Below are 24938 nucleotides of genomic sequence, written 5' to 3' on the forward strand. Positions count from 1 at the left end.
CGGCCTGACGGTCTTTCAGGCCTGCGCAACCGCCCCCGTCGCCGCCCGCAACGCCCCGACGAGGTGGAGCGAGCCGGTCACCAGCAGCCAGCCGCCGCGCCGCGCGGCGAGGTCCGCGGCCCGGGTGAGCGCGGCGCCCGGTTCGGCCACCGCCTCGGCCTCCATCCCTTCCGCCGCGGCGAGCGCCCGGAGCGTGGCGGCCGGGTGCCCGCGCCGCTCGGGCATCTCGGTCGCGACCACGCTCGCCCCGTGCCGTGCCAGCACCGCGAGGAAACCCGCCGCGTCCTTGTCGCCGGCGAGAGCCACCAGGGCGATGCAGGGCCCGGAGAGATCCGAGGCGCGGGCGAGGTCGCGCAGCACCGCCGCGAGGTTGAACGGCACGTGCGCCCCGTCGAGCACTACCGGTACCGCCCCGGCCGCAGTCGACATGTGCCGGCGCTCGAGCCGCCCCGGCAGGCGGGCGCCCGCGCGGGCCTCGGCGTCCAGGAGGCTCGCGCGCAACGGAGCGCCGTCGCGGCTGCGCGACCCGTTTCCGCCGAGATGGTCGAGGACGAGGCCGGCGAGCGCGGCGTTCTCCTCCTCGATCGAGGCGCCGGCGGGAATCATCGGCCGCAGCACCGGGCAGCCGAGGGCGGCGGCGCGGGTGGCGGCGACCGCCCCGGCCTCGTCGTCGGCGGGCAGCGTGGTGACGAGCATCGTGCCGGGCTTGAGGATGCCGACCTTCTCGGCGGCGATGGCCGCGCGGGTGGTGCCCAGAATCTCGGTATGCTCCAGCGCCACGTTGGTGACGACCGCGACCTCGCTCGCCACCGCGTTGGTCGAATCGAGGCGCCCGCCGAGCCCGACCTCGATCACCGCCCAGTCGAGTTCCGCCTCGCCGAAGATCGCCAGCGCCGCGGCGGTGAGCACGTCGAACCAGGTCGCGTCCCGGCCCGCCGTGTCGTCGCGGCGCGCCGCCTCGTGGGCGTCGAGCGCGCGGGCGAGCGCCCGGGCGAGGCGCGCCTCCTCCACCGGCCGGCCCTGGAGGCAGACCCGCTCGGTGACCGATTCGACGTGGGGCGAGGCGTAGCGCCCGACCCGCAGGCCCGCCCGCATCAGCCCGGCCTCGATCAGCGCGCAGACCGAGCCCTTGCCCTTGGTGCCGCCGACATGGACCACCCGCAGGCGCTCGTGCGGCGCGCCGAGCCGGGCCAGCAGGTCGCGCATCGGATCGAGCCCGACCCGCATCCCGCCCCGGGGCCGCTTCTCCCAGTCGGTCAGGCGGTCGAGGCGGTCGAGGACAGCGGGAAGAGAGAGGTCGGAGGACGTCGGCGTCATGGGTCACCCGTCGGTCGGTGCGGGGAGGGTGCCCAGGCGAGCGGCGGCTGTCGTCCCGCGCTCCCCGGTGGTTGGACCACCTTGAACCTCGCCAGTCACGCGGGACAGCCCCCCATAAGAGACGGGCCGGCCGCGGGCAACCGCCGTCGCGTCACCTTGTGCCGGCCCCGGCGGGCGGCTACTCACCGGGACCGACCCCTCGCCCGCCAGGATCCCCCGCCGCCTTGCCCGCTCGCCTCGACGCCATCGACTGGGCGATCCTCCGGGAGTTGCAGGCCGACGGCTCCATCACCAACGTGGAGCTGGCGCGGCGCGTCGGCCTGTCGGCGCCGCCCTGCCTGCGCCGGGTGCGCGCCCTGGAGGAAGCCGGCATCATCCGCGGCTACCGCGCCCTGCTGGAGCCGAAGGCGCTGGGCTACGAGGTGGTGTGCTTCGCCATGGTGCAGCTCGCGGCGCAAGGCCAGGCGGAGCTCGCCGCCTTCGCGGCCGAGATGCGCGACTGGCCGATGGTGCGGGAATGCTGGACACTCTCGGGCGAGACCGACTTCCTGCTCAAATGCGTCGCGCCGAATCTCGGCGCCTTCCAGCAGCTCGTCGGCCATCTCACCGGCCTGCCCAACGTGCGCACGGTGCGCACGGCGCTGGCCCTCGACCAGATCAAGGACGAGCCGATCGCCCCCCTCGACGGGACGGCAGCCGAGGCGTGACCGCGGCGCTCGCCGGACGACCGGGTCGCCAACACTTTACTGTAAAGGTCTGGGTCTCGCGCCGGCCCGCCCCAAAAATGACGGGCGGCGGACGGGCTCTTCCGCTATCGTCGCCCGGTCGACGAGAGTTCATCGGGGGCGCAGCCATCCGCAATTGAAACTAAAAGTTGATATTCTGTCACCGGATTGGTGACTCTAGGGTGTATCGCTGTCGAATTTACTCAACTCCATTGCCGAAGGCGCATGACGGCAGGATGACGGAGGCCGCAGGATGACCATACCGGATCGGCACGACCCCGAGCCGCGTCCCCTCGTCGGCGGGCCGGAGGGCGGGCCGGATCCGGTGAGCCTGTTCGCCGTCCCGATCGCCCGGGCGACGAGCCGGCCCGGCGATCCCGTCCCGGTCACGCAGACGCTCTACCGCACCCCGGACGACCGCTACGTGATCCGCACCTGCCTGCATCTCGGGGACGATCCGGCGCACGACGTCTGCGACGTGATGATCTACGCCGGCGAGGCCGACCTGCGCGAGGCGCTGTCGGCCGGCAGCGACGGCCTCGACCAGGCGCTGCTCGCCGCTGCGGGGCTGGATCGGGGGTGAGCGGACGACGTCGTGACCGAGCCACTTTGCTGGTTCGACGCGTCCGGACGTCGATCGAGCGACAGCAGGCGGCGACCGCGAACGATCGCCGCCTCGCCCCGTCAATGATGCTGGTGCCCGCCCCCGGCCTCCGGCGCCGACGCGCCGATGGCGCCGACGGCGAAGCGCACCGCCACGGTACCGGCGCGGGCGAAGGTGAGGGTGCCCTCGATCGGCTCGCCCGCCTTCACCGGGCCGGTCAGGTCCATGAACATCAGGTGGTAGCCGCCGGGCTTGAGCACCACGGTCTCGCCGGGCTTGATGACGAGGCCGGCTTCCACCGGGGCCATCTTCGCCACGCCCTTGTCCATCGCCATCTGGTGCACCTCGCCCCGGCCCGCGAGCGGGATCGAGGCCGCGACCAGCCGGTCGGGCTCCTTGCCGGTATTGGTGACCTGCAGGTAGCCGCCCGCCACCTTGGCGCCGCCGGGCGTGGCGCGGATCCACGGCGCCTCGATGGTGAGATCGCCGGCCTTGACGGAGGCCGGCGCGGCCGGCGCGGCGGCGGCCGCCGCCACGATGCGCACACCCGGGGCCGGAGTCTTCAGGTCGCGGGCCGACTGGCCGGCGGCGGGCACCTCGCGCCAGTCGACGACCGTGCCGTCGCAATCCTGGCGCACCGGGAAGTAGACCGTGCCGCCGGGCGCGACCGCGTCGGTGAGGCGGGCCTGGAACACGAACTCGTCGTAGAAGTCGTCGGGCAGGGAGCCGCCCTTCCAGGTGATCGTCTTCACGCCCTCCGAGACCGTGCCGTGATAGGACGGATAGGCGCGGGCGTAAGCGCCCTTCTCGGTGCTGAGCTCCCAGCCGGCCTTCGGCATGGGCTTCGCCGCGATCACCCCGTCGGGGATCGTGACGGTGAGGCCGGTGGTCGCCTTGCCGTCGCAGCCGTGGCCGATCTGGACCACGCCGCGATAGGTCTGGTTCGGGCTCGCCTGGGTCACGGCGAGGACCGCGTGGGCGAGTGCCGGGGCGGCAGCCAGGGAGAGGGCGGCGGCGAGGCCGGCGCGAAGCGGAAAGGTCATGATGTCGGGTCCGGGTGAAGCGTAGGGGAGGAGCGTGACGTCAGGGAGGATCGGCGCGACGCCGGATCGTCACGCCGCGGGCGGACCGCGGGCGGAGGCCGGCCGGGCCGGCGCAGCGCGGGCCGGGTCCGCCGCCGCGACCGACCAGAACAGGACGACGGCCATCCGGGGCGGCCAGGCCGCCGCCATCGCCGGGGCCGGCGGGGCCGGGTAAGCCTGGCAGGCGACCGTGCAGCAGGCATGGGCATGGACGAGCGGCGCCTTGCCCGATGGAATCTGGTCCGCCGGGGCCCGGTGGGACTGGCAGAGGAGGCCGGCGCCCGCCGTGACCGGGGCCGGGGCAAGGCCGGCAAGGAAGGCCTGCAGCACCAGCCCGTACAGCGACAGCACGGCGGCGACCCCGCGCCAGCGCGCCCACGTCCCGCCCGGTGCCTGCCCGATTCCGCTCATCCGCCAGACATAGCCGAGGCGCTCCGGCTTCGCCACGCCCGCGATACCCCTACGGCGGCCTGCACGGCGCGTTGCACAATTACCGCAGTCCACAGCCCAGCTCGCGGCTCCACAGCAGCGCCCGCCCGGTGCCACAATCTGGCCCGCTCCTCATAGTGTCTTAACCGCATCCCGGCACCGTCACGGGCCATAGAATGGGGCGCAACACGGCAGCCAGAAAGTCTGCCGCCGTCAAGCGTCCCGCGTCACAGGTTCGAGAGCAGATTTCCCATGCTGACACGCGTTTCCCTCACCGGTTCGCTCGGCCTGGCTCTCCTGGCCGCGGCCGCCCTTCCGGCCGTGGCGCAGGACCGGGGCGGGTCGCTGGCCCAGGCCGAGTGGGCGCAGAACTACGATTCCGCCGCGACGATGCGGGTGCAGCGCTCCAACACGCCGATCCTCTCGCCCCAGACCCTGGCGGCGACCGAGCAGATGGTCGAGCGCTACCGCGACATCGTGGCCCGCGGCGGCTGGCAGTCGGTGTCGGGCGCCGAGCGCCTGCGCGTCGGCTCGAAGAGCCCGGCGGTGACGTCCCTGCGCCAGCGCCTGATCGCGTCGGGCGACCTCGATCCGGCCGCCGGCTCCTCGCCGGTCTATGATTCCTACGTCGAGGCCGGGGTGCGCCGGTTCCAGGCCCGCCACGGCCTGAACCAGACCGGTTCGATGAACGTCACCACCGTGCAGGCGATGAACGTCCCGGCCGACGTGCGCCTGCGCCAGCTCGAGCTGAACGCGGTGCGGCTGCGCTCCTATTCGGGCAGCCTCGGCGAGCGCTACGTCATCGTCAACATCCCGGCGGCCCTCGTCGAGACGGTCGAGGGCGACCACGTCGCGACCCGCCACGCCGCCGGCGTCGGCAAGATCGACCGCCAGTCGCCGATCATGAACGCCAAGATCCAGGAGGTGAACTTCAACCCCTACTGGACCGTGCCGGCCTCGATCATCAAGAAGGACCTGATCCCGAAGATGCAGAAGGATCCGTCCTACCTGACGGACAACAAGATCCGCATCTTCAACGGCGACCGCGAGATCCCGCCGGCCCAGGTCAACTGGCATTCCGACGAGGCGACCCGCTACCGCTTCCGCCAGGATCCGGGCGTCGACCTGAACTCGATGGGCTTCGTGCGGATCAACATCCCGAACCCGCACGGCGTGTACATGCACGACACGCCGGCCAAGGGCATCTTCGGCGACGATTTCCGCTTCGTCTCGTCGGGCTGCGTGCGCGTGCAGAACGTGCGCGACTACGTGTCCTGGATCCTGCAGGGCACCCCGAACGCCAACCCGGACACGATCGAGGCGATCATCCAGGGCGGCCAGCGGGTCGATGCCCGGCCGCTGGCGCCGATCCCGGTCTACTGGACCTACATCACCGCGTGGTCGACCCCGGACGGCCTCGTGCAGTTCCGCGACGACATCTACAAGCGCGACGGCGCCGGCGCCCCGACCGCCTCGATGGCCGCCGCCGCCGCCGGCCCGCGCAACTTCAACCCCGACGCCGACGACGACCAGACCAACTGATCGCCGCGCCGACGCATCGACCTGACGACGGCCCGGGCCTCGCGCCCGGGCCGTTTTCGCGTGAGTGGACCCCCGCCATGACCCCCGATCCCGAAGCCCGCCTCGACGCGCTGGAGGCCCGCATCGCCCACCAGGACGCCACGATCGAGGATCTGAACCGCATCGTCACCGAGCAGTGGAGCGCCATCGACGCCCTGACGCGGCACGTCGCCGCCCTGCGCGAGCGGGTGCGCGAGATGGCCGAGCGCCCGGCGGAGGCCGGCGACGAGCCGCCGCCGCCGCATTACTGACCACGATGGCCCCGGGCCGTGGAGCCCGGGGCGGTCCGGAGATCAGAACGTGCCGAACTTGAAGTTCAGGCCGGCGCGCACCAGGCTGCCCTCGGTGCGGAAGCGGGAGAGGTAGCCGACGCCCGGGCCGCCGGTCGAGGCGACCAGCAAATTGCGGCTGCCGAGGTCGTAGCGCAGGTATTCGACCTTCACCGTCACGGCGTTCGACTTGAAGAAGTTCAGGAACGAGTCGGTCGGCATGGCGTACTCGACGCCGCCGCCATACGCGTAGCCGGTCTCGATCCGCGAGCGGCTGCCGAAATACGTCTGCGGCACACCGGTCCGGAAGGCGACCGTCTGGGTCACGTCGCCGTAGGCGAAGCCGCCGGTGCCGTAGACCAGGAACCGGTCGAAGGCGTAGCCGATCCGGCCCCGCACCGTGCCGAGGAAGCTGAGATCGGCCCGGTAGGTGTTGGTCAGCTGGTTCGGGTTGAACGCCGGCAGGAAGATCGATTCGGTGCGGCGGCGGTTCAGGTCGGTGTAGGCGGCGTCGGCCTCGAGGCCGACGACGATGCCGGAGCCGGGCGTGAACTGGTAGTTGTAGCCGACCTGGCCGCCGGCGGTGAAGCCGTCCTGCGCCAGGGGGACGCTGGCCCGGCGCAGACCGTTATTGACGTTGGACTGGAGCGCCCCGATGCCGACGGTGCTCACCCGGTCGGCCTCGGTGTAGGCGTAGCCGGCGTTGATGCCGAAATAGGCCCCGGTCCAGGTGAAGACCGGCACCGGCGTGAAGACCGGCGGCGGCGCGGCGCGCCGGGGAAGGTCGGCGGCGGACGCGGCGCCGACGGACAGGGCGACGGCGGTGCCGGCGGTGAGCAAAGACTTGAGCATGAAACCCGGTTTCCCCTCTCGTGCGATCAAAACGCGGACGATCTGTGCGGCCACGTCTTTGCGCTGCCAAGGACCGCCGGGACACGGTGCCGTGTTTCCGCCGTGCTTATGACTCGTATCGCTTCCGTTTCTCGTGCCGAGTGTCCTGATCGACACGGATTTTCGTACGGGAAAGACTGTCGATAAAATTTCCGTGAATGCGGATTAAAACGCAGATCTTGTTGGAAGTGACTGTTCTCGGTTCGGAGACGCCGGCGCTGATCTGCGCGACTGATCCCGCGACGACCATCGGCCGAACCGGCACGGCATGTCCCGGATCGGGCCAGGGAGGCGTCCGGCCGGGCGTGAATTTTCATCGGGGGCGTCTTCAATATTTTTGAGTTTCCATCCGGGCATTTCAAATTCACTCTGGGCGCGGATCGGCCCCGAGGGACCGGTCACCGGCATCGATCGGCCCGATGCGAGGTCCGGGGCCTGGATGCGGACGCGACGGAAGGTCCGGGTCCCGGCCCGGGACTCCTGCTTGGACTCTCGCGCCGCCCGCGTGTAGAAGCCGGCCGATCCCGATCATTGACTTCCGCTCCGGCGCTCCGGCCGGGCGGCTCCCGACGAACCCCGAGGCCATCATGAGCGTGGGCACCGCCGCCACTTCCCGGTCCAACTCGTTCTTCTCCGCGTCGCTGGAAGATGCCGATCCGGAACTCGCCGTCGCCGTCGCCAAGGAACTCGGTCGCCAGCAGCACGAGATCGAGCTGATCGCCTCGGAGAACATCGTCTCGCGCGCGGTGCTCGAGGCGCAGGGCTCGGTGCTGACCAACAAGTACGCCGAGGGCTATCCGGGCCGGCGCTACTACGGCGGCTGCGAGTTCGTCGACATCGCCGAGAACCTCGCCATCGAGCGCGCCAAGCGCCTCTTCGGCTGCGACTTCGCCAACGTGCAGCCGAATTCCGGCTCGCAGGCGAACCAGGCCGTGTTCATGGCCACCATGCAGCCGGGCGACACCTTCCTCGGCCTCGACCTCGCGGCGGGCGGCCATCTCACCCACGGCGCGCCCCCGAACGTCTCGGGCAAGTGGTTCAAGCCGGTCTCCTACACCGTGCGCCGCGAGGACCAGCGCATCGACATGGAGCAGGTCGAGCGCCTGGCCCAGGAGCACAGGCCGAAGGTCATCATCGCGGGCGGCTCCGGCTATCCGCGCCACTGGGACTTCGCCAAGTTCCGCGAGATCGCCGACAGCGTCGGCGCGGTGTTCTTCGTCGACATGGCGCACTTCGCCGGCCTGGTGGCGGGCGGCGCGCACCCGTCTCCGTTCCCGCACGCCCACGTCGTCACCACCACGACCCACAAGACCCTGCGCGGCCCGCGCGGCGGCATGATCCTGACCAACGACGAGGCGCTGGCGAAGAAGCTCAACTCGGCGATCTTCCCCGGCCTCCAGGGCGGGCCGCTGATGCACGTCATCGCCGGCAAGGCGGTGGCCTTCGGCGAGGCCCTGCGGCCGGAGTTCAAGGTCTATGCCCGCCAGGTGGTCGAGAACGCCCGCGCGCTCGCCGACACCATCATCTCGGGCGGCTACGACATCACGTCCGGCGGCACCGACAACCACCTGATGCTGGTGGACCTGCGCGCCAAGGAGCTGACCGGCAAGGCGGCGGAAGCCGCGCTCTCCCGTGCCGGCATCACCTGCAACAAGAACGGCGTGCCGTTCGATCCCCAGAAGCCGACCATCACCTCGGGCATCCGGCTCGGCACCCCGGCCGCGACCTCCCGCGGCTTCGGCGTCGCCGAGTTCAAGAAGGTCGGCGAGCTGATCGTGCAAGTGCTCGACGGCCTGCACCGCGCTGGCGAGGCGGGGGATGCGGGCGCCGAGGAGGCTGCCAAGCGCGAGGTGCATGCCCTCACCGATCGCTTCCCGATCTACGGCTGATCCGGCGCTCTCCCGGCTTTCCTATCCGCCGGGAGCACTCTAGAACACGCCCCTTCCGGGGCCGGTCCCGCACGGGACCGGCCCTTTTTCGTATACAGAGGAACGGGCGGCCGATGCGGTGCCCCTATTGCGGCGGCCTCGATACGCAGGTGAAGGATTCCCGGCCGAGCGACGACAGCTCGGCGATCCGTCGCCGGCGCACGTGCTCGGATTGCGGCGGCCGCTTCACCACCTTCGAGCGGGTGCAGCTGCGCGAGCTCGTCGTCGTCAAGCGCTCGGGCCGCAAGGTGCCGTTCGACCGCGACAAGCTCCAGCGCTCGGTCGAGACCGCTTTGCGCAAGCGCCCGGTCGAGGCGGAGCGGATCGAGCGGCTGGTCAGCGGCATCACCCGCCGGCTCGAGAGCACCGGCGAGGCCGAGGTGACGAGCGAGGCGATCGGCGAGGCGGTGATGGAGGGGCTGAAAGGCCTGGACGACGTCGCCTACGTGCGCTTCGCCTCGGTCTACAAGAATTTCCGCGAGGCCCGCGACTTCGAGGAGCTTCTCGGCCACCTCGCCGCCGGCGCGGCCCAGGCGGCGGCCGACGAGGCCGCCCCGCCGGAGGAGACGTCGCCGGCCCGGCGGCCGCGGAGCCGCGCGTCGTGAGCGCCCGGGATTTCACCCAGGACGAGGTCGACCGGCGCTACATGCGCCTCGCCCTGGCGCTCGGCCGGCGCCATCTCGGCCAGGCCTGGCCCAACCCGTCCGTCGGCGCGGTGCTGGTCGGCGGTCCGCCGGGCGCCGAGCGCATCCTGGCCCAGGGCGTGACCCAACCCGGCGGCCGGCCGCATGCCGAGCGGGTGGCCCTGGCGGCGGCCGGCGAGGCCGCCCGCGGCGCCACCCTCTACGTGACCCTCGAACCCTGCTCGCATCACGGCCGCACCAGCCCTTGCGCCGACGCCACCATCGCGTCCGGCGTCGCCCGGGTGGTGAGCGCGATGGACGATCCCGATCCGCGGGTCGCCGGGCGCGGCCATGCGCGGCTGACTGATGCCGGCATCGCCGTCTCGGTCGGGCTCCTCGGCGCGGAGGCCGCGCGCGACCAGCGCGGGCACGTGAGCCGGATCACCCGCGGGCGGCCGGCCGTCTTCCTCAAGCTCGCCCGCACCGCCGACGGCTTCGCCGCGGGCGGGGAGGGGCGGCTGATGATCAGCGGGCCCCGGGCCAATGCCGAGATCCACCTGCAGCGGGCGCATTGCGACGCGATCATGGTCGGCGTCGGCACGGTGCTGGCCGACGATCCCCAGCTCACCGTGCGCCTGCCCGGGATGGCGGCGCGCTCGCCGCTGCGGATCGTCCTCGATCCCTGCCTGCGTACGCCGCCGAATGCCGGCCTGGTGCGCACCAGCGCCACCGTCCCGACGCTGATCCTCGCCGGCCCGCACGGCTCCGACAAGGCAGCGGACGCCTTGAGCGCTGCCGGCGCCGAGGTGCAGCGGGTGCCGGTCACGGCGGACGGGCGCATCGACCTGGCCGCCGCCCTGCGCTTCCTCGGCGCCCGCGGCCTGACCCGGGTCTGCTCGGAGGGCGGACCGACGCTCGCCGACGCGCTCGCCCGCGACGACCTCGTCGACGAGTGCCTGCTCGTCACCGGCGACGGCGTCCTCGGCCAGCCCGGCCTGCCGGCGGTCGGCCCGCACCTCGCCGCCCGCCTCGCCTCCGCAGAGTTCAGGATTGCGGAGGAGGTCCGGATCGGCACCGATCTCTTCACCTGCCACGTACGGAGCCCGTAGATGTTCACCGGCCTCGTCTCGGATGTCGGCCGCGTCGCCGCGGTCTCCGGCGATTCCAAGCTCAAGCGCATCGCCATCGACTGTGCCTACGATCCCGCTGGCATCCTGATCGGCGCCTCGATCGCCTGCGCGGGCCCCTGCCTCACCGCCGTGACGGTGACGCCGCGCGCGGGCGGCTGCACCTTCGAGGTCGATGCCGCCGCCGAGACCCTGGCCCGCACCACGGTCGGGACGTGGGCCCCCGGCACCCGGGTGAACCTGGAGCGCTCGCTGAAGATCGGCGACGAGCTCGGCGGCCACCTCGTCACCGGCCACGTCGACGGGCTGGCCGAGATCGTCGCCCGCGAGCCGGTGACGGGCCAAGCCGGCGATGTCTGGGCGCCGAGCGAGCGCTTCGTGCTGCGGGCGCCGCCCGCCCTGTCGCGGTTCATCGCCGAGAAGGGCTCGGTCTGCCTCGACGGCACCTCGCTCACCGTCAACGGCGTCGAGGGCGACACCTTCACGGTGCTGCTGATCCCCCACACCCTCGCCGTCACCACCTGGGGCGAGCGCCGCGTCGGGGACAGGCTCAACCTCGAGGTCGACCTGATCGCCCGCTACGCGGCCCGGCTGACGGAGGCACGGGCCGCGGTCGGACTGGGCTGACCGCCGCCTGCCTCATGCGCCTGAGCCCGTGCCGGAGAGCCGCGCGGCGAAGAACTCTGCCAGGGCCTCGACCTTCGCTGGCCGCGCCTGCGCGCTCGGCGTGACGAAGGAGAGCGCGCCGCCCGGCAGGTGCCAGCCCGGAAGCAACGTCTCCAGGCGCCCGTCGGCGAGGTATTCGGCGGCGATGAAGTCCGGGAGTTCGGCCACGCCGAGCCCGTCGAGCAGCACCGGCAGCAGGGCGTCGGCATTCGTCACCCGCAGGGGGCCGGCGGGAACGACGCTCGCCTGCGCGCCCTCCGGCCCGGTGAAGTGCCAGATGCCCTGCCGGGCGCGATAGGCGTAGCCGAGGCAGTGATCCGGCCTCAGGTCCTTCGGATGCTCCGGCCGGCCGTGGCGCGCCAGATAGGCGGGCGCCGCCACGACGAGGGCCGAGACGGGCCGGAGCCGCCGCGCCACGAGGCTCGAATCCGGCAGGGCCGCGATCCGCAAGCCTGCATCGAACCCCTCGCCGATGAGGTCGACCGTCGCGTCCGAGAGGTGCAGGTCGACGACGAGCTCCGGGTAGCGGCGCAGCAGGTCCGGCAGCAGCGGCGCGACCCAGCGCAGGCCGAACGACATCGGCACCGCGAGCCGCACCGTGCCGCGCGGCCGGCGCGACAGGTCGCGCGCCGCATCCTCCGCGTCTTGCGCCTCGCGGAAGGACCGGGCGGCGCCCGCGACCACCTGCTCGCCCAGCGCGGTCAGCGCCAGCCGGCGCGAGCTGCGGTTGACGAGCCGCCCGCCCAGGCGCGCCTCCAGCCGGCCGATGGCCCGGGACACGGTGGCGACCGACACGCCCGCTTCCCGGGCGGCGCCCGCGAAGGAGCGCTCCTCCGCGACCTTGGCGAAGAGGGCGAGCCCCTCGAAATCCGGCAGCTTCGACATCGACAGATCTGCAACGATGGTTTGCGCGTGTTGCCGTATCGCAAGAGCTAACGTCGGTCCATGGTCCTGCCCACGCACCCGAACGGGAGTACAGGGTCATGACAGGCAAGCTCACCGACAAGGTCGCCGTGGTGACCGGCGGCACCAGCGGCATCGGTCTGGCGACCGCCCGGCTGTTCGCGCAGGAGGGCGCACGGGTCTTCGTCGCCGGCCGGCGCCGGGCGGAGCTCGACGCGGCCGTCGCGGCGATCGGCCCCGCGGCCACCGGCGTGCAGGCCGACGCCTCGAAGCTCGCCGACCTCGACCGGCTCTACGCGCAGGTGCGGGCGGAGGCCGGCCGCATCGACGTGCTGTTCGCCAATGCCGGCGGCGGCTCGATGCTGCCGCTCGGGGAGATCACGGAGGCGCAGTTCGACGACACGTTCGGCCGCAACGTGAAGGGCGTGCTGTTCACGGTGCAGAAGGCGCTGCCGCTGCTCGCGCCCGGCGCCTCGGTGATCCTCACCGGCTCGACGGCGGGCACGGAAGGCACGCAGGCCTTCAGCGTCTACGCCGCCTCGAAGGCGGCGGTGCGGGCGCTCGCCCGCAACTGGATCCTCGACCTCAAGGGGCGCGCCATCCGGGTGAACACGCTCAGCCCCGGCGCGACCCGCACGCCCGGCCTCGTCGACCTCGCCGGGCCGGATGCGGCCCAGCAGCAGGGCCTGCTGGATCACCTCGCCGCGCAGATCCCCATGGGCCGGGTCGGCGAGCCGGACGAGATCGCCAAGGCAGCCCTGTTCCTGGCCTCGGACGATGCGAGCTTCGTCAACGGGATCGAGCTGTTCGTGGATGGCGGGCAGGCGCAGGTGTGATCGCCCGCGGCGCGGACAGGGGCGGGGCCGTTCGGTTCGCCGGGCGGCCTTGAGACGTCACTTACGCCGTTGCCGCATCGAGTGCGCGCGCCACCCAGGTCTCCAAGCTGATCCCGGCACGCTGCGCCGCATCGGCCGCCGCCTTGTGGGTTTTGGGATCGACGCGCACCACGAGATGCCCGGAGAACGGCTCCTCCGGTTCTTCTCCCCGGGCGCGGCAGAATTCGATGTAATCGTCGATGCTCTCGGAGAGCGCTTGTTTCAATTCGTCGACGGATCTTCCCTGGAAGGTGATCACGTCGCGCAGATTGACGACTTCGCCATGAAAGAGCCCAGCCCCGTCGTCGTACTCGACGATCGCTTGGTAGGGGCCATGGTGCATGACGGTCATGGTGCGATACCCGCTTCGATCAGGAAACGGCGAACGGATTTCACGGCACCGCGATCCGTTTCCTTCTGCGGATGCGGACGATGAAACACGGCGTGGACTCCCGACAATGCAACCCGAACTCGCGAGCCGCGGCCTTCCTGCACCTCAGCGCCGCGGGCGAGACTCATCGCCTCGATATCCTGCCATACGATGTCGGCACGCACCGGATCGGCGAAGACGGCCTGCAACGTGGTCGGGTGTGTCCCGCTGAGCGCCCTATCGTATCGGGTTGCTCATGAACCAACAAAGACGGGTGCGACCGGGGGCATTCCCCCGGCCGCCTCCCGTCAGCTATGCGCCAAAATCGCCAGCAGCAGCAGGGCGATGATGTTGGTGATCTTGATCGCCGGGTTCACCGCCGGGCCGGCGGTGTCCTTGTAGGGATCGCCGACGGTGTCGCCGGTCACCGCGGCCTTGTGGGCGTCGGAGCCCTTGCCGCCGTGGTGGCCGTCCTCGATGTACTTCTTGGCGTTGTCCCAGGCGCCGCCGCCCGACGTCATCGAGACCGCGACGTAGAGGCCTGTGAGGATCACGCCGAGGAGCATCGCACCCACCGCCGCGAAGGCCTGGCCCTTGCCGGCGATGGCCTGGATCACGAAGAACAGCACCACCGGCGACAGCACCGGCAGCAGCGAGGGCACCACCATCTCCTTGATCGCCGCCCGGGTCAGCATGTCGACGGCGCGGCCGTAATCGGGCCGCTCGGTCCCCTGCATGATGCCGGGCTTCTCGCGGAACTGGCGGCGGACCTCCTCGACCACCGCCCCGGCGGCGCGGCCCACCGCCGTCATGGCGATGCCGCCGAACAGGTACGGGATTAGGCCGCCGAGCAGCAGGCCGACGACCACGTAGGGGTTCTGCAGCGAGAAATCGACCGTGACTCCCTGGAAGAACCGGTACTGGGTCGCCGAGGCGTTCTTGATGAAGTAGTTCAGGTCCGAGGTGTAGGCGGCGAAGAGCACCAGGGCGCCGAGGCCCGCCGAGCCGATGGCGTAGCCCTTGGTGACCGCCTTGGTGGTGTTGCCGACGGCGTCGAGCGCGTCGGTGGACTTGCGCACCTCCTTGGGCAGCCCCGCCATCTCGGCGATGCCGCCGGCATTGTCGGTGACCGGCCCGAAGGCGTCGAGGGCGACGACGACGCCGGCGAGCGCCAGCATGGCGGTGACCGCGATGGCGATGCCGAACAGGCCGGCGAGGGAGTAGGTGACGATGATGCCGGCGACGATCACGATCGCCGGGAGGGCGGTGGATTCGAGGGAGATCGCCAGGCCCTGGATCACGTTGGTGCCGTGGCCGGTGACCGAGGAATGGGCGATCGACTTGACCGGCCGGTAGCGGGTGCCGGTGTAGTACTCGGTGATGACGACGATCAGCGCCGTGATGACGAGGCCGGCCACCGCGCACAGGAACAGGCTGAGAGAGGTGAAGCTGTCGCCGCCGGTGGTGGTGAAGCGGGTCGAGAAGCCGCCGAACAGCACGAGGTTGAGGCCGGCGATCGCCACGATCGAGAGCGCGCCGGCGCCGATCAGCCCCTTGTAGAGCGCTCCCATGATGGACTGGTTCGAGCCGAGCCGCACGAAGAACGTGCCGATGATCGAGGTCACGATGCAGGCCGCCCCGATCGCCATCGGGTAGAGCAGCATCGTCTCGAGCACGTTGCGCCCGCCGACATCGACTTGGCCCGAGAAGAAGATCGCCGCCAGCACCATCGTGGCGACGAGGGTCACCGCGTAGGTCTCGAACAGGTCGGCCGCCATGCCGGCGCAGTCGCCGACATTGTCGCCGACATTGTCCGCGATGGTGGCGGGATTGCGCGGATCGTCCTCGGGAATGCCGGCCTCGACCTTGCCGACGAGGTCGCCGCCGACATCGGCGCCCTTGGTGAAGATGCCGCCGCCGAGGCGGGCGAAGATCGAGATCAGGGAGGCGCCGAAGCCGAGGGCCACGAGGGCGTCGATCACCTCGCGGCTCGACGGGTTCAGGCCGGCGAAGCGGGTGAGATAGGTGTAGTAGAGCGCCACGCCGAGGAGCGCGAGGCCGGCCACCAGCATGCCGGTGACGGCGCCCGACTTGAACGCCACCGAGAGGCCGGCGCCGAGCGACTGCGCCGCGGCCTGGGCGGTGCGCACGTTGGCCCGGACCGAGACGTTCATGCCGATGAAGCCGGCGACGCCCGACAGGACCGCGCCGATCAGGAAGCCGATCGCGACCTTGAGGCCGAGGAGCCAGGCGAGGAGCCCGAACAGCACCACGCCGACGACCCCGATCGTCGCGTATTGGCGGCGCAGGTAAGCCTGGGCGCCCTCGGCGATCGCGCCGGCGATCTCCTGCATGCGCTGCGTGCCGGCATCGCGCCGCATGACGTCGTTGATGGTGACGATGCCGTAGGCAATGGCGCAGAGGCCGCCCACGATGATGAGCAGGAGTGCGGTCATTCTACCGTCCTTGATTGTCGGGCATTCCCGCGACGTCGGACGGCCGAGATGGCGAGCGGCCGTATCCGCGCGAAGCGGGCCTCCCTCCCTGTTGAGCGGGCCCGCGCACCGGCGCGGATCCGCACCCCTAGTCGTGCCAAACTTCCCACCCGAGCGCAAACGCTCCCAAGCTTCATCCGCCTGAGACTTTCGGCGCCGGCCTTTGCGTCTTCGGACCATGCCCGGAGCACTGCGCGATCACGGGTGGTCCGGGACATGACGGCAGGCCGGGGTCGAAACCTTATCGGCTTGACCTTGGGGGGCTGCGTGCGACCCCTTTCGGAGCCTCCTGCCGGCGCGTCGCCATGACCGAAGCGGCCGGAAGGCGGGCGACTTGGCCTGGATGTCAGTCAACCCTCTTGTGCAGTCACACCCTGCGCTCAGTGCGCATCGACCTGGGCATCGTAACGAGCCTGTGCGGCATCGATCTGCGCCAAGTGTCGGAAAGCCCAGCTGCCGAGCGCTTGGACCGGCTCAGCGAGGGAGTGGCCCATCTGGGTGAGTTCGTAATCCACCCGGGGAGGGATGGAGGGCGTGACCGTTCGGCGCACAATCCCATCTCTCTCAAGATTTCTTAATGTCAAAGTCAGCATTCTCTGCGAGATTCCGCTGATGCCTCGCTTCAATTCGCTAAATCGGCACGATTTCTGGCGCAGAAGCATAATTACTAGTACGCTCCATTTGTCGCCGATACGCGAAAGAACGTGAGAAGCTTTTATGCATTCGGTCGATGAATGCGGGTAAGGAGCGGTTACATCCATGTTACCTCGGTATCATTCATGTGCCGTCTTGCGGGCTTCAACCGGGACCATATCATGACCCGGTCACATAACGGAACTTGGTTCTCCAATGAAACTCTTGCACATCGACGCCAGCATCCTCGCCGGCGGATCGGTCTCGCGCGATCTGTCCGCCCTCATCGTCGAACGGCTTGCCAAGGTTGCTCAGGTCGAGGTCACCTACCGCGATCTCGTCGCCGAGAACCTGCCGCATCTCACGCCAGCGACCCTGCCGAGCGCGCACCCGGTCTCCGCCATCGCAGGGCCGCTCGATGCGGTCGCGCAGGCTGCCCGCGACGCCAGCGACAGGATGCTGGAAGAGTTCCTCGCCGCCGATGTGGTCGTCATTGGCGCGCCTATGTACAACTTCACCATCCCGTCTCAGCTCAAGGCGTGGATTGATCGCCTCGCCGTGCCGGGCAAGACCTTCCACTACGGCGCGAACGGGCCGGAGGGCTTGGCCGGTGGCAAGCGCGTGATCGTTGCCGTGGCTCGGGGTGGCTTCTATGGTCCTGAAAGCGCGGCGGCGTCGGCCGAGCATGCCGAGAGCTATCTGCGGTCTGTCTTCGGCTTCATGGGCATCACGCAGCCGGAATTCATCTTAGCCGAGGGGCTTGCAGGAGGCGACCACAACAAGGCGAAGGCGCTCGCCTCAGCCCGGGACGCAGTCCAGCAACTCGCGGCCTGACGCGCGGACTGCAAGTCCGACCCGCCGGAGGGACCTCGCCAGGATGGCCGGATCGTCCGCTTGGGTCCGCCCGTCAGACGCAAGGCTCTCACGCTGCGAACGGCCGCTACCCACCCCCGCCGGCCTTTCTCGCGGTCACGCTGATGAGTTTCGACCCGAGAGGCCGGGCTTGCGAGCCGAGAGCCGTCGGGAGGCTCCCCCGTCGGGGCCGGCCCGTCGCAGGCGTCGGGGCAGGGGGCGGGAGCCGGCGAGAGACGCGCCGACACCTCTCCCAGGCCGTTCAGGCCACCCGCCGCGAGGCCGGAATGCCGGTGCGGCCGTGCGCGGCCTGAAACAGCGCGTCGAGCTCGCCGCCGGCGGCGCGGGCGATGCGGGTCGAGGCGGCCCCTTCGCTCTTCTCCGCGACGAACGTCCGGAGCGCGTCCGCGCTGCGCTTCTCGATGGCGTAGAACAGGCTCTCGGCCGCCTTGGCATTGGCGCTCAGGAGCACCGCGGCGAGATCGCCATAGGCTTCCCGGAGGAGATGATGCGCCAGGCGCTCGGCCGCCTGCTCCTCCGTCCGCGCGTCTCCGCCCATGGCTCGGGTACCTCCTGTCGGGAGCGCCGGAGGGTGCATCCGCGGGGTTGCGCGGGGCTTGCATGCCGCGGCGTCAGAACGGCCGCGCCCCGTCATCGCGCAAGGCGAAACGATGCGTTTCGATCGTTTCCGTTTTCAAGCGGCCGGCCGGGCCGCAAGATGCAGCCGTTCGGACGCGCCCGCATCGATACGGCGCCCCCGGTTCGAGGAGGATGACGATGAGCTGGCACAGTGCCGACGACCCGGTCCCGGGCGACCGCTTCAGCTGCGACGCGATCCAGACCCTGATCGTGCCGCGCTCGCGCGATCTCGGCTCGTTCGCGGTGCGGCGGGCTTTGCCCTCGACCCAGTGCCGGATGGTCGGGCCCTTCATCTTCTTCGACCAGATGGGCCCGTCGGAGTTCCTGCTCGGCCAGGGCATGGACGTGCGGCCCCACCCGCATATCGGGCTGTCCACCGTCACCTACCTGTTCGACGGCGAGATCATGCACCGCGACAGCCTCGGCACCGAGCTGCCGATCCGGCCGGGCGAGCTGAACTGGATGACGGCGGGGCGCGGCATCACCCATTCGGAGCGCACCGGCAGCGCCCTGCGGCAGACCGGCTCGCGGCTGTTCGGCCTCCAGAGCTGGGTCGCCCTGTCGGCGCGGGACGAGGAGACCGCCCCGGCCTTCGAGCATTACGACGCCGCCGCGCTGCCGATCGTCTCAGCTGAGGGCAAGACCGTCCGGCTGATCGCCGGCGAGGCCTACGGCGCGCGCTCACCCGTGCGGACCTCGACACCGATGGTCTATGCCGACGTGGCGCTCCAGGCCGGCGCCGTCCTGCCCCTCGATCCCGATTACGACGAGCGGGCGATCTACACGGTGTCGGGGGCGATCGAGATCGCCGGTGACGGCTTCGGTCCCGGCCAGCTCCTGGTCTTCCGCCCCGGCGACCGGATCAGCGTGCGGGCGACCGAGGATTCGCGCTTCATGGTGCTGGGCGGCGAGCCGATGGACGGACCGCGGCACCTGTGGTGGAACTTCGTCTCCTCGCGGCCCGAGCGGATCGCCCAGGCCAAGGAGGATTGGCGCCAGGGCCGGTTCGACACGGTGCCGAACGACGCCGAGTTCATCCCCCTGCCCGAGGATCCGCCGCCGGTGCGCTATCCATGAGCGGGCGTCGGGGCCCGGCGATCCCGGGCCCCGGCGTCCGGATCCAGGCGGACACCGCCTCGCCTGGCGGGCCCGATCGGTCCCGCGCCGTCCGCCTCGACATGACGAGGCAGCGCCGTCAGCGTCGAGCCTGAGACGAGGAGCGACCAGGGCAGGGCGGTCGCCGCGCGGCGGCGAAGATCAACGCCCCGGCGTCGCCAGCACATCGTCCGCGATGATACCAGATCCTTGCGCTCCAACTCTCGACGATCTGGTGCGGCACCTCAGGAGCCGAGGCCGGCGCAGCCCGCAAGCCATAACAATTTTACTCACCTCGATGCGCGACCGCACGCACATCGAGAGCCGATGAAAGTTCAGGTGGAGGCGGTCAGTTAGCGAAATCATAACATGTCGCGGCGATACTGGAACAATGAACGATGCCGCGGGGCAGGAGCCCAGCTTGGAGCCCAGCTCATGGCCGAGCCACCCATCACGAGGCGCGCGGGATCGACGCGCCCGACCGGCCACCGGTCCCGGCGGCGGGGACGGGTGGCGGCGTGCCTGACGGCCCTGGCCGCGGCGCCGGTCATGGGCCTGATCCTGGGACTGATCCTGGGCCTGCCCGCGTCCGGGGCCCTGGCCGGCGAGCCGGTGCGGCTGACGGTGGTCGGGGGCCTTGCCGGCGTCAGCCAGTACCGGCAGCTCGAGCAGCCGTTCTGGCAGACCGAGATCGGCGAGCGCACGGGCGGCCGCCTGACGGTGAGCATCCGCCCGTTCAACGAGAGCGGCCTGCGCGGCGAGGACATGCTCCAGCTGATGCGGCTCGGCGTCGTGCCGTTCGGCACGGCGCTCCTCGCCGTGGCGGCCGGCGACGAGCCCGAGCTCAACGCCGTCGACCTGCCGGCGCTCAACCCCGACATGACGGCCCTGCGGCAGAATGTCGGGCATTACCGCGAGCACCTGCGCGCGGTGCTGCGCGAGCGCTACGGCATCGAGCTCCTCGGCATCTACGCCTATCCGGCGCAGGTCCTGTTCTGCACCCGCAAGTTCGAGGGTCTCGCCGACCTGGCGGGCCGGCGCATCCGGACCTCGTCGGTGGGCCAGTCCGAGCTGATGGCCGCCCTCGGCGCGATGCCGGTCATCATCCCGTTCGCCGAGACGGTGGCGGCGCTCCGCGACGGCGTCGCCGATTGCGCGATCACCGGGACGCTGAGCGGCTACGAGATCGGCCTCTCGGGCGTCGCGACCCACGTCCACGCCATGGCGATCAGCTGGGGCATGTCGTTCTTCGGCGCCAACATCGCGGCGTGGCGGGCGCTCCCGGCGGACCTGCGCGACGAGGTGCGCCGGGGCGTGGCCGACCTGGAGCAGCGCATCTGGAAGCAGGCGGAGGACGACACCGCGCGCGGCCTGGCCTGCGCCACCCAGACGGCCTGCCCGGGGGCGCCGCGCAAGGCGATGACGCTCGTGCCGCTCTCCCCGCGCGACGCCGAGCGCCGCCAGCGCCTCCTCACCGAGACGGTGCTGCCGCGCTGGATCGAGCGCTGCGGCGAGGCCTGCGTCGGCATCTGGAACGAGACGCTGAAGCCCGCGCTCGGGGTCACGGCGAAGGCGGAGTAGGGCGGTGGTTCGGACGGCGGTTGGCGACTGATGATGTGGCGCAGAATCAAGCTGGCGATCGCCGCCGGAACGAGCCTCATCCTGCTGCTGCTGGCGGCCGGCACCGCACTGCTGCTGCACAATGCCGACCGGACCGCCCGGCAGGCGGCGCGGGCCGGCCTCGAGCGCGCGGCCCAGGCGGTCGAGGCGGCGTTCAACCGCCAGGTGCTGCAGGTCGACGGGGCGCTTGCCAGCCTGCCCGCCCTCTTCGCCGGCCTGGGCCCCGGCGCCGCGATCACGCCGGCTGCCGCGGCCCAGCTCCTGCGCGGCCTGAACTTCCAGACCCTCGCGTTCCGCGACCTCTACCTCGTCCGGGCCGACGGGACGGTCTGGGCGGCGACCCGGCAGCGGGGGGCCGGCCGGCCGCTCCCGTTCGGCATGGCCGAGTTCAACCAGACCCGGACGACCGGATCGAGCGCGATCTTCGGCCCGGTGCGCAACCCGGTCACGGGCGACTGGTCGCTCTATGTCGGGCGCCTGACCGAGCTGCCGCAGGCCGGCGAGATCCTCGCCGTCGCGGAGGTGCCGCTGCCGGTCCTCACCCGGGGCCTCGCCGAGACCGGTCTCCAGCCGGGCTTCCGCGTGGCGCTGCAGCGCCGGGGCGGCCAGCTGATCGCCAGCCTGCCCCACGACGAGGTGAATATGGGCCGGGTGCAGGCCCTGAGCCTCGACGGCCTGCGGGCCGACGGGCGCACCTTCGACCTGCCCGGAACCGGCGGATCCGACCCGTCCTTCGCGGTCGTCCGGCCGACCTTGTACGGCACCATCTTCGTCGGGCTCACCGTCCCGCAGGACGTCGCCCTGGCGGACGGGCGCCGCGACAGCGTGCGGCTGCTGGCCACGACGGGCGCCGGGGCGGTCCTGATCACCGCCTTCGCGGTGGCGCTCCTCGTCGCCTTGCGCGGGCGCGAGCGCCTCGACGCCGAGCGCACCCGCGCCAGCATGGTCCTGACGAACGCGATCGAGGCGATGTCGGACGGCTTCGTCATGTGGGACGAGAACGACCGCCTCGTGACGTGGAACCAGCGCTACTGCGACCTCTACGCCCCGAGCGCGCCCTTCATCGTCAAGGGCGCGCGCTTCGAGGACGTCATCCGCCGGGGTGCCGAGGTCGGGCAGTACCCGCAGGCGGAGGGGCGCATCGACGAGTTCGTGCGCGAGACGGTGGCCTGGCACCGCGCCTGCAGCGGCACGGTCGAGCGCCAGCTCCCCGGCGGGCAGTGGCTGCTGATCACCGAGCGCCGCACCGCCGACGGCTGCACCGTCGGCATCCGCACCGACATCACGGCGATGCGGCACGCCCTCGCCGACCTCGCCGCCGCCAACCAGCGCGCCAACGAGGCCGCCGAGGAGGCGATGCGGCAGAACGCGATCCTGAGCGAGCGCGAGAGCCGGATCCGCTTCCTGGCCCACCACGATCCCCTGACCCGGCTGCCGAACCGCGTGCTGTTCCGCAGCGAGCTCGAGGCGGCCCTGCGGCCGGCCTCGGGGGCGGACGGCGTCGCGGTCCTGTACCTCGACCTCGACCGCTTCAAGGACGTCAACGACACGCTGGGACACCCGGCCGGCGACGAGCTCCTGCGCCTGGTGGCGGAGCGCCTGCGGGCCTGCACCGGCCACCGCAGGATCGTGGCCCGGCTCGGCGGCGACGAGTTCGCGCTGATCTGCGCCTCGCCCGACCTGCCGGCCGAGGCGGAGGCGCTGAGCCGGCACCTCATCGCCGAGATGCGCCGGCCCTTCGACGTGTTCGGCCACGCGGTCGTCACCGGCGCGAGCGTCGGCATCGCGGTCGCGGCCGCGGGCGACCTCGATGGCGACACGCTGCTCAAGCACGCCGATCTCGCGCTCTACCAGGCGAAGGCCGCCGGCCGCGGCACCGCCTGCCTCTTCGCGGAGGATATGGGCGCGCGGCTGCGCGAGCGGCTCGAGATCGAGGCCGACCTGCGGGTTGCGCTCGCGAGCCACCAGCTCGAACTGGCCTACCAGCCGATCTACGACATCGCGGCGGATGCCCTGTGCGGCTACGAGGCGCTGCTGCGCTGGCACCATCCGGAGCGCGGGGCGGTGAGCCCGGCCTTGTTCGTGCCGATCGCCGAGGAGACCGGGCTGATCGTCGAGATCGGCGCCTGGGTCCTGCGCCGGGCCTGCGCCGATTTCGCCGTGCTGCCCCGGGGTCTGAGAATCGCCGTCAACCTCTCGCCGCTGCAGCTCGCCAGCGCCACCATCGTCGCCGACGTCACCGGCATCCTCGCCGAGACCGGCCTCGACCCGCAGCGGCTGGAGCTCGAGATCACCGAGACGGCCCTGTTCACCAAGGGATACGAGAACAAGAAATCGCTCGAGGGGCTGCGCGCGCTCGGGGTGCGGATCGTGCTCGACGATTTCGGCACCGGCTACTCGTCGCTGAGCCACCTGCACCATTTCCCGCTCGACAAGATCAAGATCGACCGCTCCTTCGTCCAGGACATGCCCGAGCGGGCCGACAGCGCGGCGATCGTCAAGGCGCTGGCCGGCCTCGCGACCGAGCTCGGTATGTGCACCACGGCGGAGGGCGTCGAGACCGCCCGACAGCTCGCCCTGGTGCGCGAGGCCGGCTGCACGCAGGTCCAGGGCTACCTGCTAGGACGGCCCCAGCCGATCCTGCGGGTGCTGGAGGCCGTGGCGGCGTCCGGGATCTCGGGGAACTCGGCCTCCGGCCCAGTGGCGGGTATCCGGGCCGCGAGCTGAAACCCCGCTGTCCCGGGGCACGGTTGATGGCAGACCGCGGAGTTGCCACCCTGCATGTCATTCCGGGGCCGCGCAGCGGAGCCCGGAATCCAGACGCTCAGGTGGGATCGGATAGAGCGGCACGCATCCCGCCTTTTTCTCATCCATCGGCGGTTCTGGATTCCGGGCTCCGCTACGCGGCCCCGGAATGACGCGGAGGATGATATGTCTTTAGAGACCAATCAAACATGATCTCAGGCACCGCTCGCCTGGGGCAGGGCGCCCGGGCCGGCGGCCCGGCGCGGCTCGGCCGCGAGGGCGAGGAGGCCTGCGAGCGCGAGCGCTCCGGCGGCGAGGAAGCTCGGCAGCACGAAGCTGCCCGTGAGATCGGCCAGCGCTCCGGCGATCGTCGGCGCGATGATCGAGCCGAGGCCGAACGAGGCGGTCATGACCGCGACGACCTGGCGCCGGCGGGCCCCGGCGAGGGACCGGGCGGCCATGATCCCGAGCGCCGTGATCGGCACGAAGGTCCCGCCGAGGAGCGCCGCCGCCACGACCGCGCCGCCGACGCCGGTCGCCACGACGCTGCCGACGACGCCGACGGCCTCGGCGGCGAGCGCGAGGCTCAGCGTCGGCACCACGCCGATCCGGCGGCTCAGCCAGGTCCACGACGCCACCGAGGGAACCGCCGACACGCCGACGACGAGCCAGATCACCGATTCGAAGGGGCGGAGGTCGGGCATGCCCCGGACGATCGTGACCAGGAAGGTCGCGGTGGTGACGTAGCCGAGGCCGAAGAGGAAGTAGGAGGCGAGGAGCGCGGCGAGCGGCCGGTCGAGGGCGAGCCCGCCCCGCTCCGCGGCCGGGGCGGCGGCGCGGGCATCCGGCGGCACGAGCGCGCCGACCACCGGGGTGGCGAGGAGGGCGGTCAGCCCGACCGCCAGCCAGGCGCCGCGCCAGTCGGCGCCGAGCGCCCCGGCCGCGTTCACCAGGAGCGCCGAGAGGACGATGCCGGCCCCGATCCCGGCGAAATGCAGCGAGGACAGCCCGGACCGCCCCATCGCGGCGAGCCGGTCGAGGATCACCGTCGAGGCGAAGACGAGCACGAAGGCGCTCGCCACGCCGCCGGCGAACCGGAGCGCCAGGAAGGTCGGAACGTCGCCTGCGGCCGCCATCAGGATCGTGCTCACGGCGCTCGCCGCCAGGGACGCGACGAACCAGCGCCGCGGCGAGCCGCGTAAGGCCGGCAGCGCCGCCCCGAGCGCGCCGACGAGGTAGCCGAGCAGGTTCGCCGAGGCCAGGAGGCCCCCTTGCGCCTTGGTCAGCGCGAGGTCGGCGGCCATCGCCGGCAGGATCGGCGTGTAGGAGAAGCGGCCGATCCCCATCGCGACCGCGAGGGCGATGAGCCCTCCCACGGCGAGGCGAAGGGGGTGGATCGTCTGAGCCGGCATGCGAGAGCCCCGTCCTCGAAGAGGACCCGCAGGGCTGCGGATCCGATCATCGCGGCC

The 24938-nt window shown here is 71.4% G+C and carries 24 protein-coding genes and 1 riboswitch; of the genes, 13 read left to right on the top strand and 11 right to left on the bottom strand.

What is annotated here, in order from left to right; all coding sequences use genetic code 11:
• Positions 1 to 15: 15 nt before the first annotated feature.
• Positions 16 to 1317 carry a Mur ligase family protein gene (locus DK412_RS16635; protein WP_245447001.1) on the bottom strand — a complete coding sequence of 434 codons (1302 nt, stop codon included), beginning with the start codon at positions 1315 to 1317 and terminating at the stop codon, positions 16 to 18.
• A gap of 23 nt (positions 1318 to 1340) precedes the next feature.
• A riboswitch (ZMP/ZTP riboswitch) is annotated at positions 1341 to 1426 on the bottom strand.
• 115 nt (positions 1427 to 1541) lie between these two features.
• Here DK412_RS16635 and DK412_RS16640 point away from each other — a divergent pair.
• Both DK412_RS16640 and DK412_RS16645 read left to right on the top strand, forming a co-directional pair.
• Positions 1542 to 2024: an Lrp/AsnC family transcriptional regulator gene (locus DK412_RS16640; RefSeq protein ID WP_109972843.1), complete on the top strand. Its 483-nt coding sequence runs from the start codon at positions 1542 to 1544 to the stop codon at positions 2022 to 2024.
• 271 nt (positions 2025 to 2295) lie between these two features.
• Entirely contained in the window at positions 2296 to 2625 is a 330-nt protein-coding gene (locus DK412_RS16645; protein ID WP_109972844.1) for a hypothetical protein, read from the top strand.
• A gap of 101 nt (positions 2626 to 2726) precedes the next feature.
• Here the strand turns inward: DK412_RS16645 and DK412_RS16650 are convergent, their stop codons facing one another.
• Positions 2727 to 3689, bottom strand: a complete 963-nt coding sequence (locus tag DK412_RS16650) for a DUF1775 domain-containing protein (protein WP_109972845.1) — start codon at positions 3687 to 3689, stop codon at positions 2727 to 2729.
• A 69-nt stretch (positions 3690 to 3758) separates the two neighbouring features.
• The gene (locus DK412_RS16655) at positions 3759 to 4175 is read right to left on the bottom strand and encodes a hypothetical protein (protein WP_162596229.1); all 417 of its coding nucleotides are present in this window, start codon (positions 4173 to 4175) and stop codon (positions 3759 to 3761) included.
• A gap of 234 nt (positions 4176 to 4409) precedes the next feature.
• On the opposite strand from DK412_RS16655, the gene DK412_RS16660 reads away from it, so the two are divergent.
• Positions 4410 to 5699 carry a L,D-transpeptidase family protein gene (locus tag DK412_RS16660; protein ID WP_109972847.1) on the top strand — a complete coding sequence of 430 codons (1290 nt, stop codon included), beginning with the start codon at positions 4410 to 4412 and terminating at the stop codon, positions 5697 to 5699.
• 77 nt (positions 5700 to 5776) lie between these two features.
• A complete protein-coding gene (locus tag DK412_RS16665) occupies positions 5777 to 5989 on the top strand; it encodes a SlyX family protein (RefSeq protein WP_109972848.1) in 213 nt (70 codons plus the stop codon).
• A 42-nt stretch (positions 5990 to 6031) separates the two neighbouring features.
• Here the strand turns inward: DK412_RS16665 and DK412_RS16670 are convergent, their stop codons facing one another.
• Positions 6032 to 6859 carry a porin family protein gene (locus tag DK412_RS16670; protein WP_109972849.1) on the bottom strand — a complete coding sequence of 276 codons (828 nt, stop codon included), beginning with the start codon at positions 6857 to 6859 and terminating at the stop codon, positions 6032 to 6034.
• Between the two features lie 626 nt (positions 6860 to 7485).
• On the opposite strand from DK412_RS16670, the gene glyA reads away from it, so the two are divergent.
• The 4 genes from glyA (at position 7486) to DK412_RS16690 (ending at position 11203) form a co-directional block, all read left to right on the top strand.
• A complete protein-coding gene (gene glyA, locus DK412_RS16675; RefSeq protein ID WP_109972850.1) occupies positions 7486 to 8787 on the top strand; it encodes a serine hydroxymethyltransferase in 1302 nt (433 codons plus the stop codon).
• A gap of 113 nt (positions 8788 to 8900) precedes the next feature.
• The gene (gene nrdR, locus DK412_RS16680; RefSeq protein ID WP_109972851.1) at positions 8901 to 9431 is read left to right on the top strand and encodes a transcriptional regulator NrdR; all 531 of its coding nucleotides are present in this window, start codon (positions 8901 to 8903) and stop codon (positions 9429 to 9431) included.
• A gap of 41 nt (positions 9432 to 9472) precedes the next feature.
• On the top strand, positions 9473 to 10558 hold the full coding sequence (gene ribD, locus DK412_RS16685) for a bifunctional diaminohydroxyphosphoribosylaminopyrimidine deaminase/5-amino-6-(5-phosphoribosylamino)uracil reductase RibD (protein ID WP_109975316.1): 1086 nt from the start codon (positions 9473 to 9475) through the stop codon (positions 10556 to 10558).
• Positions 10559 to 11203: a riboflavin synthase gene (locus DK412_RS16690; protein WP_109972852.1), complete on the top strand. Its 645-nt coding sequence runs from the start codon at positions 10559 to 10561 to the stop codon at positions 11201 to 11203. It abuts the gene before it with no gap.
• 12 nt (positions 11204 to 11215) lie between these two features.
• On the opposite strand, the gene DK412_RS16695 is transcribed toward DK412_RS16690, so the two are convergent.
• The gene (locus DK412_RS16695) at positions 11216 to 12127 is read right to left on the bottom strand and encodes a LysR family transcriptional regulator (protein ID WP_109972853.1); all 912 of its coding nucleotides are present in this window, start codon (positions 12125 to 12127) and stop codon (positions 11216 to 11218) included.
• Between the two features lie 98 nt (positions 12128 to 12225).
• On the opposite strand from DK412_RS16695, the gene DK412_RS16700 reads away from it, so the two are divergent.
• Positions 12226 to 12981, top strand: coding sequence for an SDR family oxidoreductase (locus DK412_RS16700; protein WP_109972854.1), 756 nt, complete (start codon positions 12226 to 12228; stop codon positions 12979 to 12981).
• Between the two features lie 61 nt (positions 12982 to 13042).
• On the opposite strand, the gene DK412_RS16705 is transcribed toward DK412_RS16700, so the two are convergent.
• The 4 genes from DK412_RS16705 to DK412_RS16720 form a co-directional block, all read right to left on the bottom strand.
• Positions 13043 to 13372 (bottom strand): type II toxin-antitoxin system HicB family antitoxin, encoded by a 330-nt coding sequence (locus tag DK412_RS16705; protein ID WP_109972855.1) that lies wholly within the window; start codon positions 13370 to 13372, stop codon positions 13043 to 13045.
• On the bottom strand, positions 13369 to 13599 hold the full coding sequence (locus DK412_RS16710) for a type II toxin-antitoxin system HicA family toxin (RefSeq protein ID WP_109972856.1): 231 nt from the start codon (positions 13597 to 13599) through the stop codon (positions 13369 to 13371). Before DK412_RS16710 ends, DK412_RS16705 begins: the two co-directional genes overlap by 4 nt.
• A 99-nt stretch (positions 13600 to 13698) precedes the next feature.
• Entirely contained in the window at positions 13699 to 15846 is a 2148-nt protein-coding gene (locus tag DK412_RS16715) for a sodium-translocating pyrophosphatase (RefSeq protein WP_109972857.1), read from the bottom strand.
• 419 nt (positions 15847 to 16265) lie between these two features.
• Positions 16266 to 16646 (bottom strand): helix-turn-helix domain-containing protein, encoded by a 381-nt coding sequence (locus DK412_RS16720; RefSeq protein ID WP_109972858.1) that lies wholly within the window; start codon positions 16644 to 16646, stop codon positions 16266 to 16268.
• A gap of 88 nt (positions 16647 to 16734) precedes the next feature.
• On the opposite strand from DK412_RS16720, the gene DK412_RS16725 reads away from it, so the two are divergent.
• Positions 16735 to 17352: an FMN-dependent NADH-azoreductase gene (locus DK412_RS16725; RefSeq protein ID WP_109972859.1), complete on the top strand. Its 618-nt coding sequence runs from the start codon at positions 16735 to 16737 to the stop codon at positions 17350 to 17352.
• A gap of 280 nt (positions 17353 to 17632) precedes the next feature.
• Here DK412_RS16725 and DK412_RS16730 read toward each other — a convergent pair whose 3' ends face one another.
• Positions 17633 to 17929, bottom strand: coding sequence for a hypothetical protein (locus DK412_RS16730; RefSeq protein ID WP_109972860.1), 297 nt, complete (start codon positions 17927 to 17929; stop codon positions 17633 to 17635).
• Between the two features lie 218 nt (positions 17930 to 18147).
• On the opposite strand from DK412_RS16730, the gene DK412_RS16735 reads away from it, so the two are divergent.
• The 3 genes from DK412_RS16735 (at position 18148) to DK412_RS16745 (ending at position 23451) form a co-directional block, all read left to right on the top strand.
• Entirely contained in the window at positions 18148 to 19086 is a 939-nt protein-coding gene (locus DK412_RS16735; RefSeq protein ID WP_109972861.1) for a pirin family protein, read from the top strand.
• 453 nt (positions 19087 to 19539) lie between these two features.
• A complete protein-coding gene (locus DK412_RS16740; RefSeq protein WP_245447003.1) occupies positions 19540 to 20685 on the top strand; it encodes a TRAP transporter substrate-binding protein in 1146 nt (381 codons plus the stop codon).
• Positions 20686 to 20715: 30 nt separating this feature from the next.
• Positions 20716 to 23451: an EAL domain-containing protein gene (locus tag DK412_RS16745; protein ID WP_109972862.1), complete on the top strand. Its 2736-nt coding sequence runs from the start codon at positions 20716 to 20718 to the stop codon at positions 23449 to 23451.
• A gap of 233 nt (positions 23452 to 23684) precedes the next feature.
• On the opposite strand, the gene DK412_RS16750 is transcribed toward DK412_RS16745, so the two are convergent.
• Positions 23685 to 24881, bottom strand: coding sequence for a YbfB/YjiJ family MFS transporter (locus DK412_RS16750; protein ID WP_204165389.1), 1197 nt, complete (start codon positions 24879 to 24881; stop codon positions 23685 to 23687).
• Positions 24882 to 24938: the final 57 nt, after the last annotated feature.

The organism is Methylobacterium sp. 17Sr1-1, from assembly GCF_003173775.1.
Classification (GTDB): domain Bacteria; phylum Pseudomonadota; class Alphaproteobacteria; order Rhizobiales; family Beijerinckiaceae; genus Methylobacterium.

Coding starts and splice junctions, on each gene's coding strand:
- DK412_RS16705 (WP_109972855.1), bottom strand. CDS start 13,372: ATGACCGTCATGCACCATGGCCCCTACCAAGCGATCGTCGAGTACGAC.
- DK412_RS16635 (WP_245447001.1), bottom strand. CDS start 1,317: ATGACGCCGACGTCCTCCGACCTCTCTCTTCCCGCTGTCCTCGACCGC.
- glyA (WP_109972850.1), top strand. CDS start 7,486: ATGAGCGTGGGCACCGCCGCCACTTCCCGGTCCAACTCGTTCTTCTCC.
- DK412_RS16745 (WP_109972862.1), top strand. CDS start 20,716: ATGATGTGGCGCAGAATCAAGCTGGCGATCGCCGCCGGAACGAGCCTC.
- DK412_RS16715 (WP_109972857.1), bottom strand. CDS start 15,846: ATGACCGCACTCCTGCTCATCATCGTGGGCGGCCTCTGCGCCATTGCC.
- DK412_RS16695 (WP_109972853.1), bottom strand. CDS start 12,127: ATGTCGAAGCTGCCGGATTTCGAGGGGCTCGCCCTCTTCGCCAAGGTC.
- DK412_RS16750 (WP_204165389.1), bottom strand. CDS start 24,881: ATGCCGGCTCAGACGATCCACCCCCTTCGCCTCGCCGTGGGAGGGCTC.
- DK412_RS16735 (WP_109972861.1), top strand. CDS start 18,148: ATGAGCTGGCACAGTGCCGACGACCCGGTCCCGGGCGACCGCTTCAGC.
- DK412_RS16725 (WP_109972859.1), top strand. CDS start 16,735: ATGAAACTCTTGCACATCGACGCCAGCATCCTCGCCGGCGGATCGGTC.
- DK412_RS16690 (WP_109972852.1), top strand. CDS start 10,559: ATGTTCACCGGCCTCGTCTCGGATGTCGGCCGCGTCGCCGCGGTCTCC.
- DK412_RS16665 (WP_109972848.1), top strand. CDS start 5,777: ATGACCCCCGATCCCGAAGCCCGCCTCGACGCGCTGGAGGCCCGCATC.
- DK412_RS16720 (WP_109972858.1), bottom strand. CDS start 16,646: ATGGATGTAACCGCTCCTTACCCGCATTCATCGACCGAATGCATAAAA.
- DK412_RS16740 (WP_245447003.1), top strand. CDS start 19,540: ATGGCCGAGCCACCCATCACGAGGCGCGCGGGATCGACGCGCCCGACC.
- DK412_RS16660 (WP_109972847.1), top strand. CDS start 4,410: ATGCTGACACGCGTTTCCCTCACCGGTTCGCTCGGCCTGGCTCTCCTG.
- DK412_RS16650 (WP_109972845.1), bottom strand. CDS start 3,689: ATGACCTTTCCGCTTCGCGCCGGCCTCGCCGCCGCCCTCTCCCTGGCT.
- DK412_RS16730 (WP_109972860.1), bottom strand. CDS start 17,929: ATGGGCGGAGACGCGCGGACGGAGGAGCAGGCGGCCGAGCGCCTGGCG.
- DK412_RS16670 (WP_109972849.1), bottom strand. CDS start 6,859: ATGCTCAAGTCTTTGCTCACCGCCGGCACCGCCGTCGCCCTGTCCGTC.
- ribD (WP_109975316.1), top strand. CDS start 9,473: ATGCGCCTCGCCCTGGCGCTCGGCCGGCGCCATCTCGGCCAGGCCTGG.
- DK412_RS16645 (WP_109972844.1), top strand. CDS start 2,296: ATGACCATACCGGATCGGCACGACCCCGAGCCGCGTCCCCTCGTCGGC.
- DK412_RS16700 (WP_109972854.1), top strand. CDS start 12,226: ATGACAGGCAAGCTCACCGACAAGGTCGCCGTGGTGACCGGCGGCACC.
- nrdR (WP_109972851.1), top strand. CDS start 8,901: ATGCGGTGCCCCTATTGCGGCGGCCTCGATACGCAGGTGAAGGATTCC.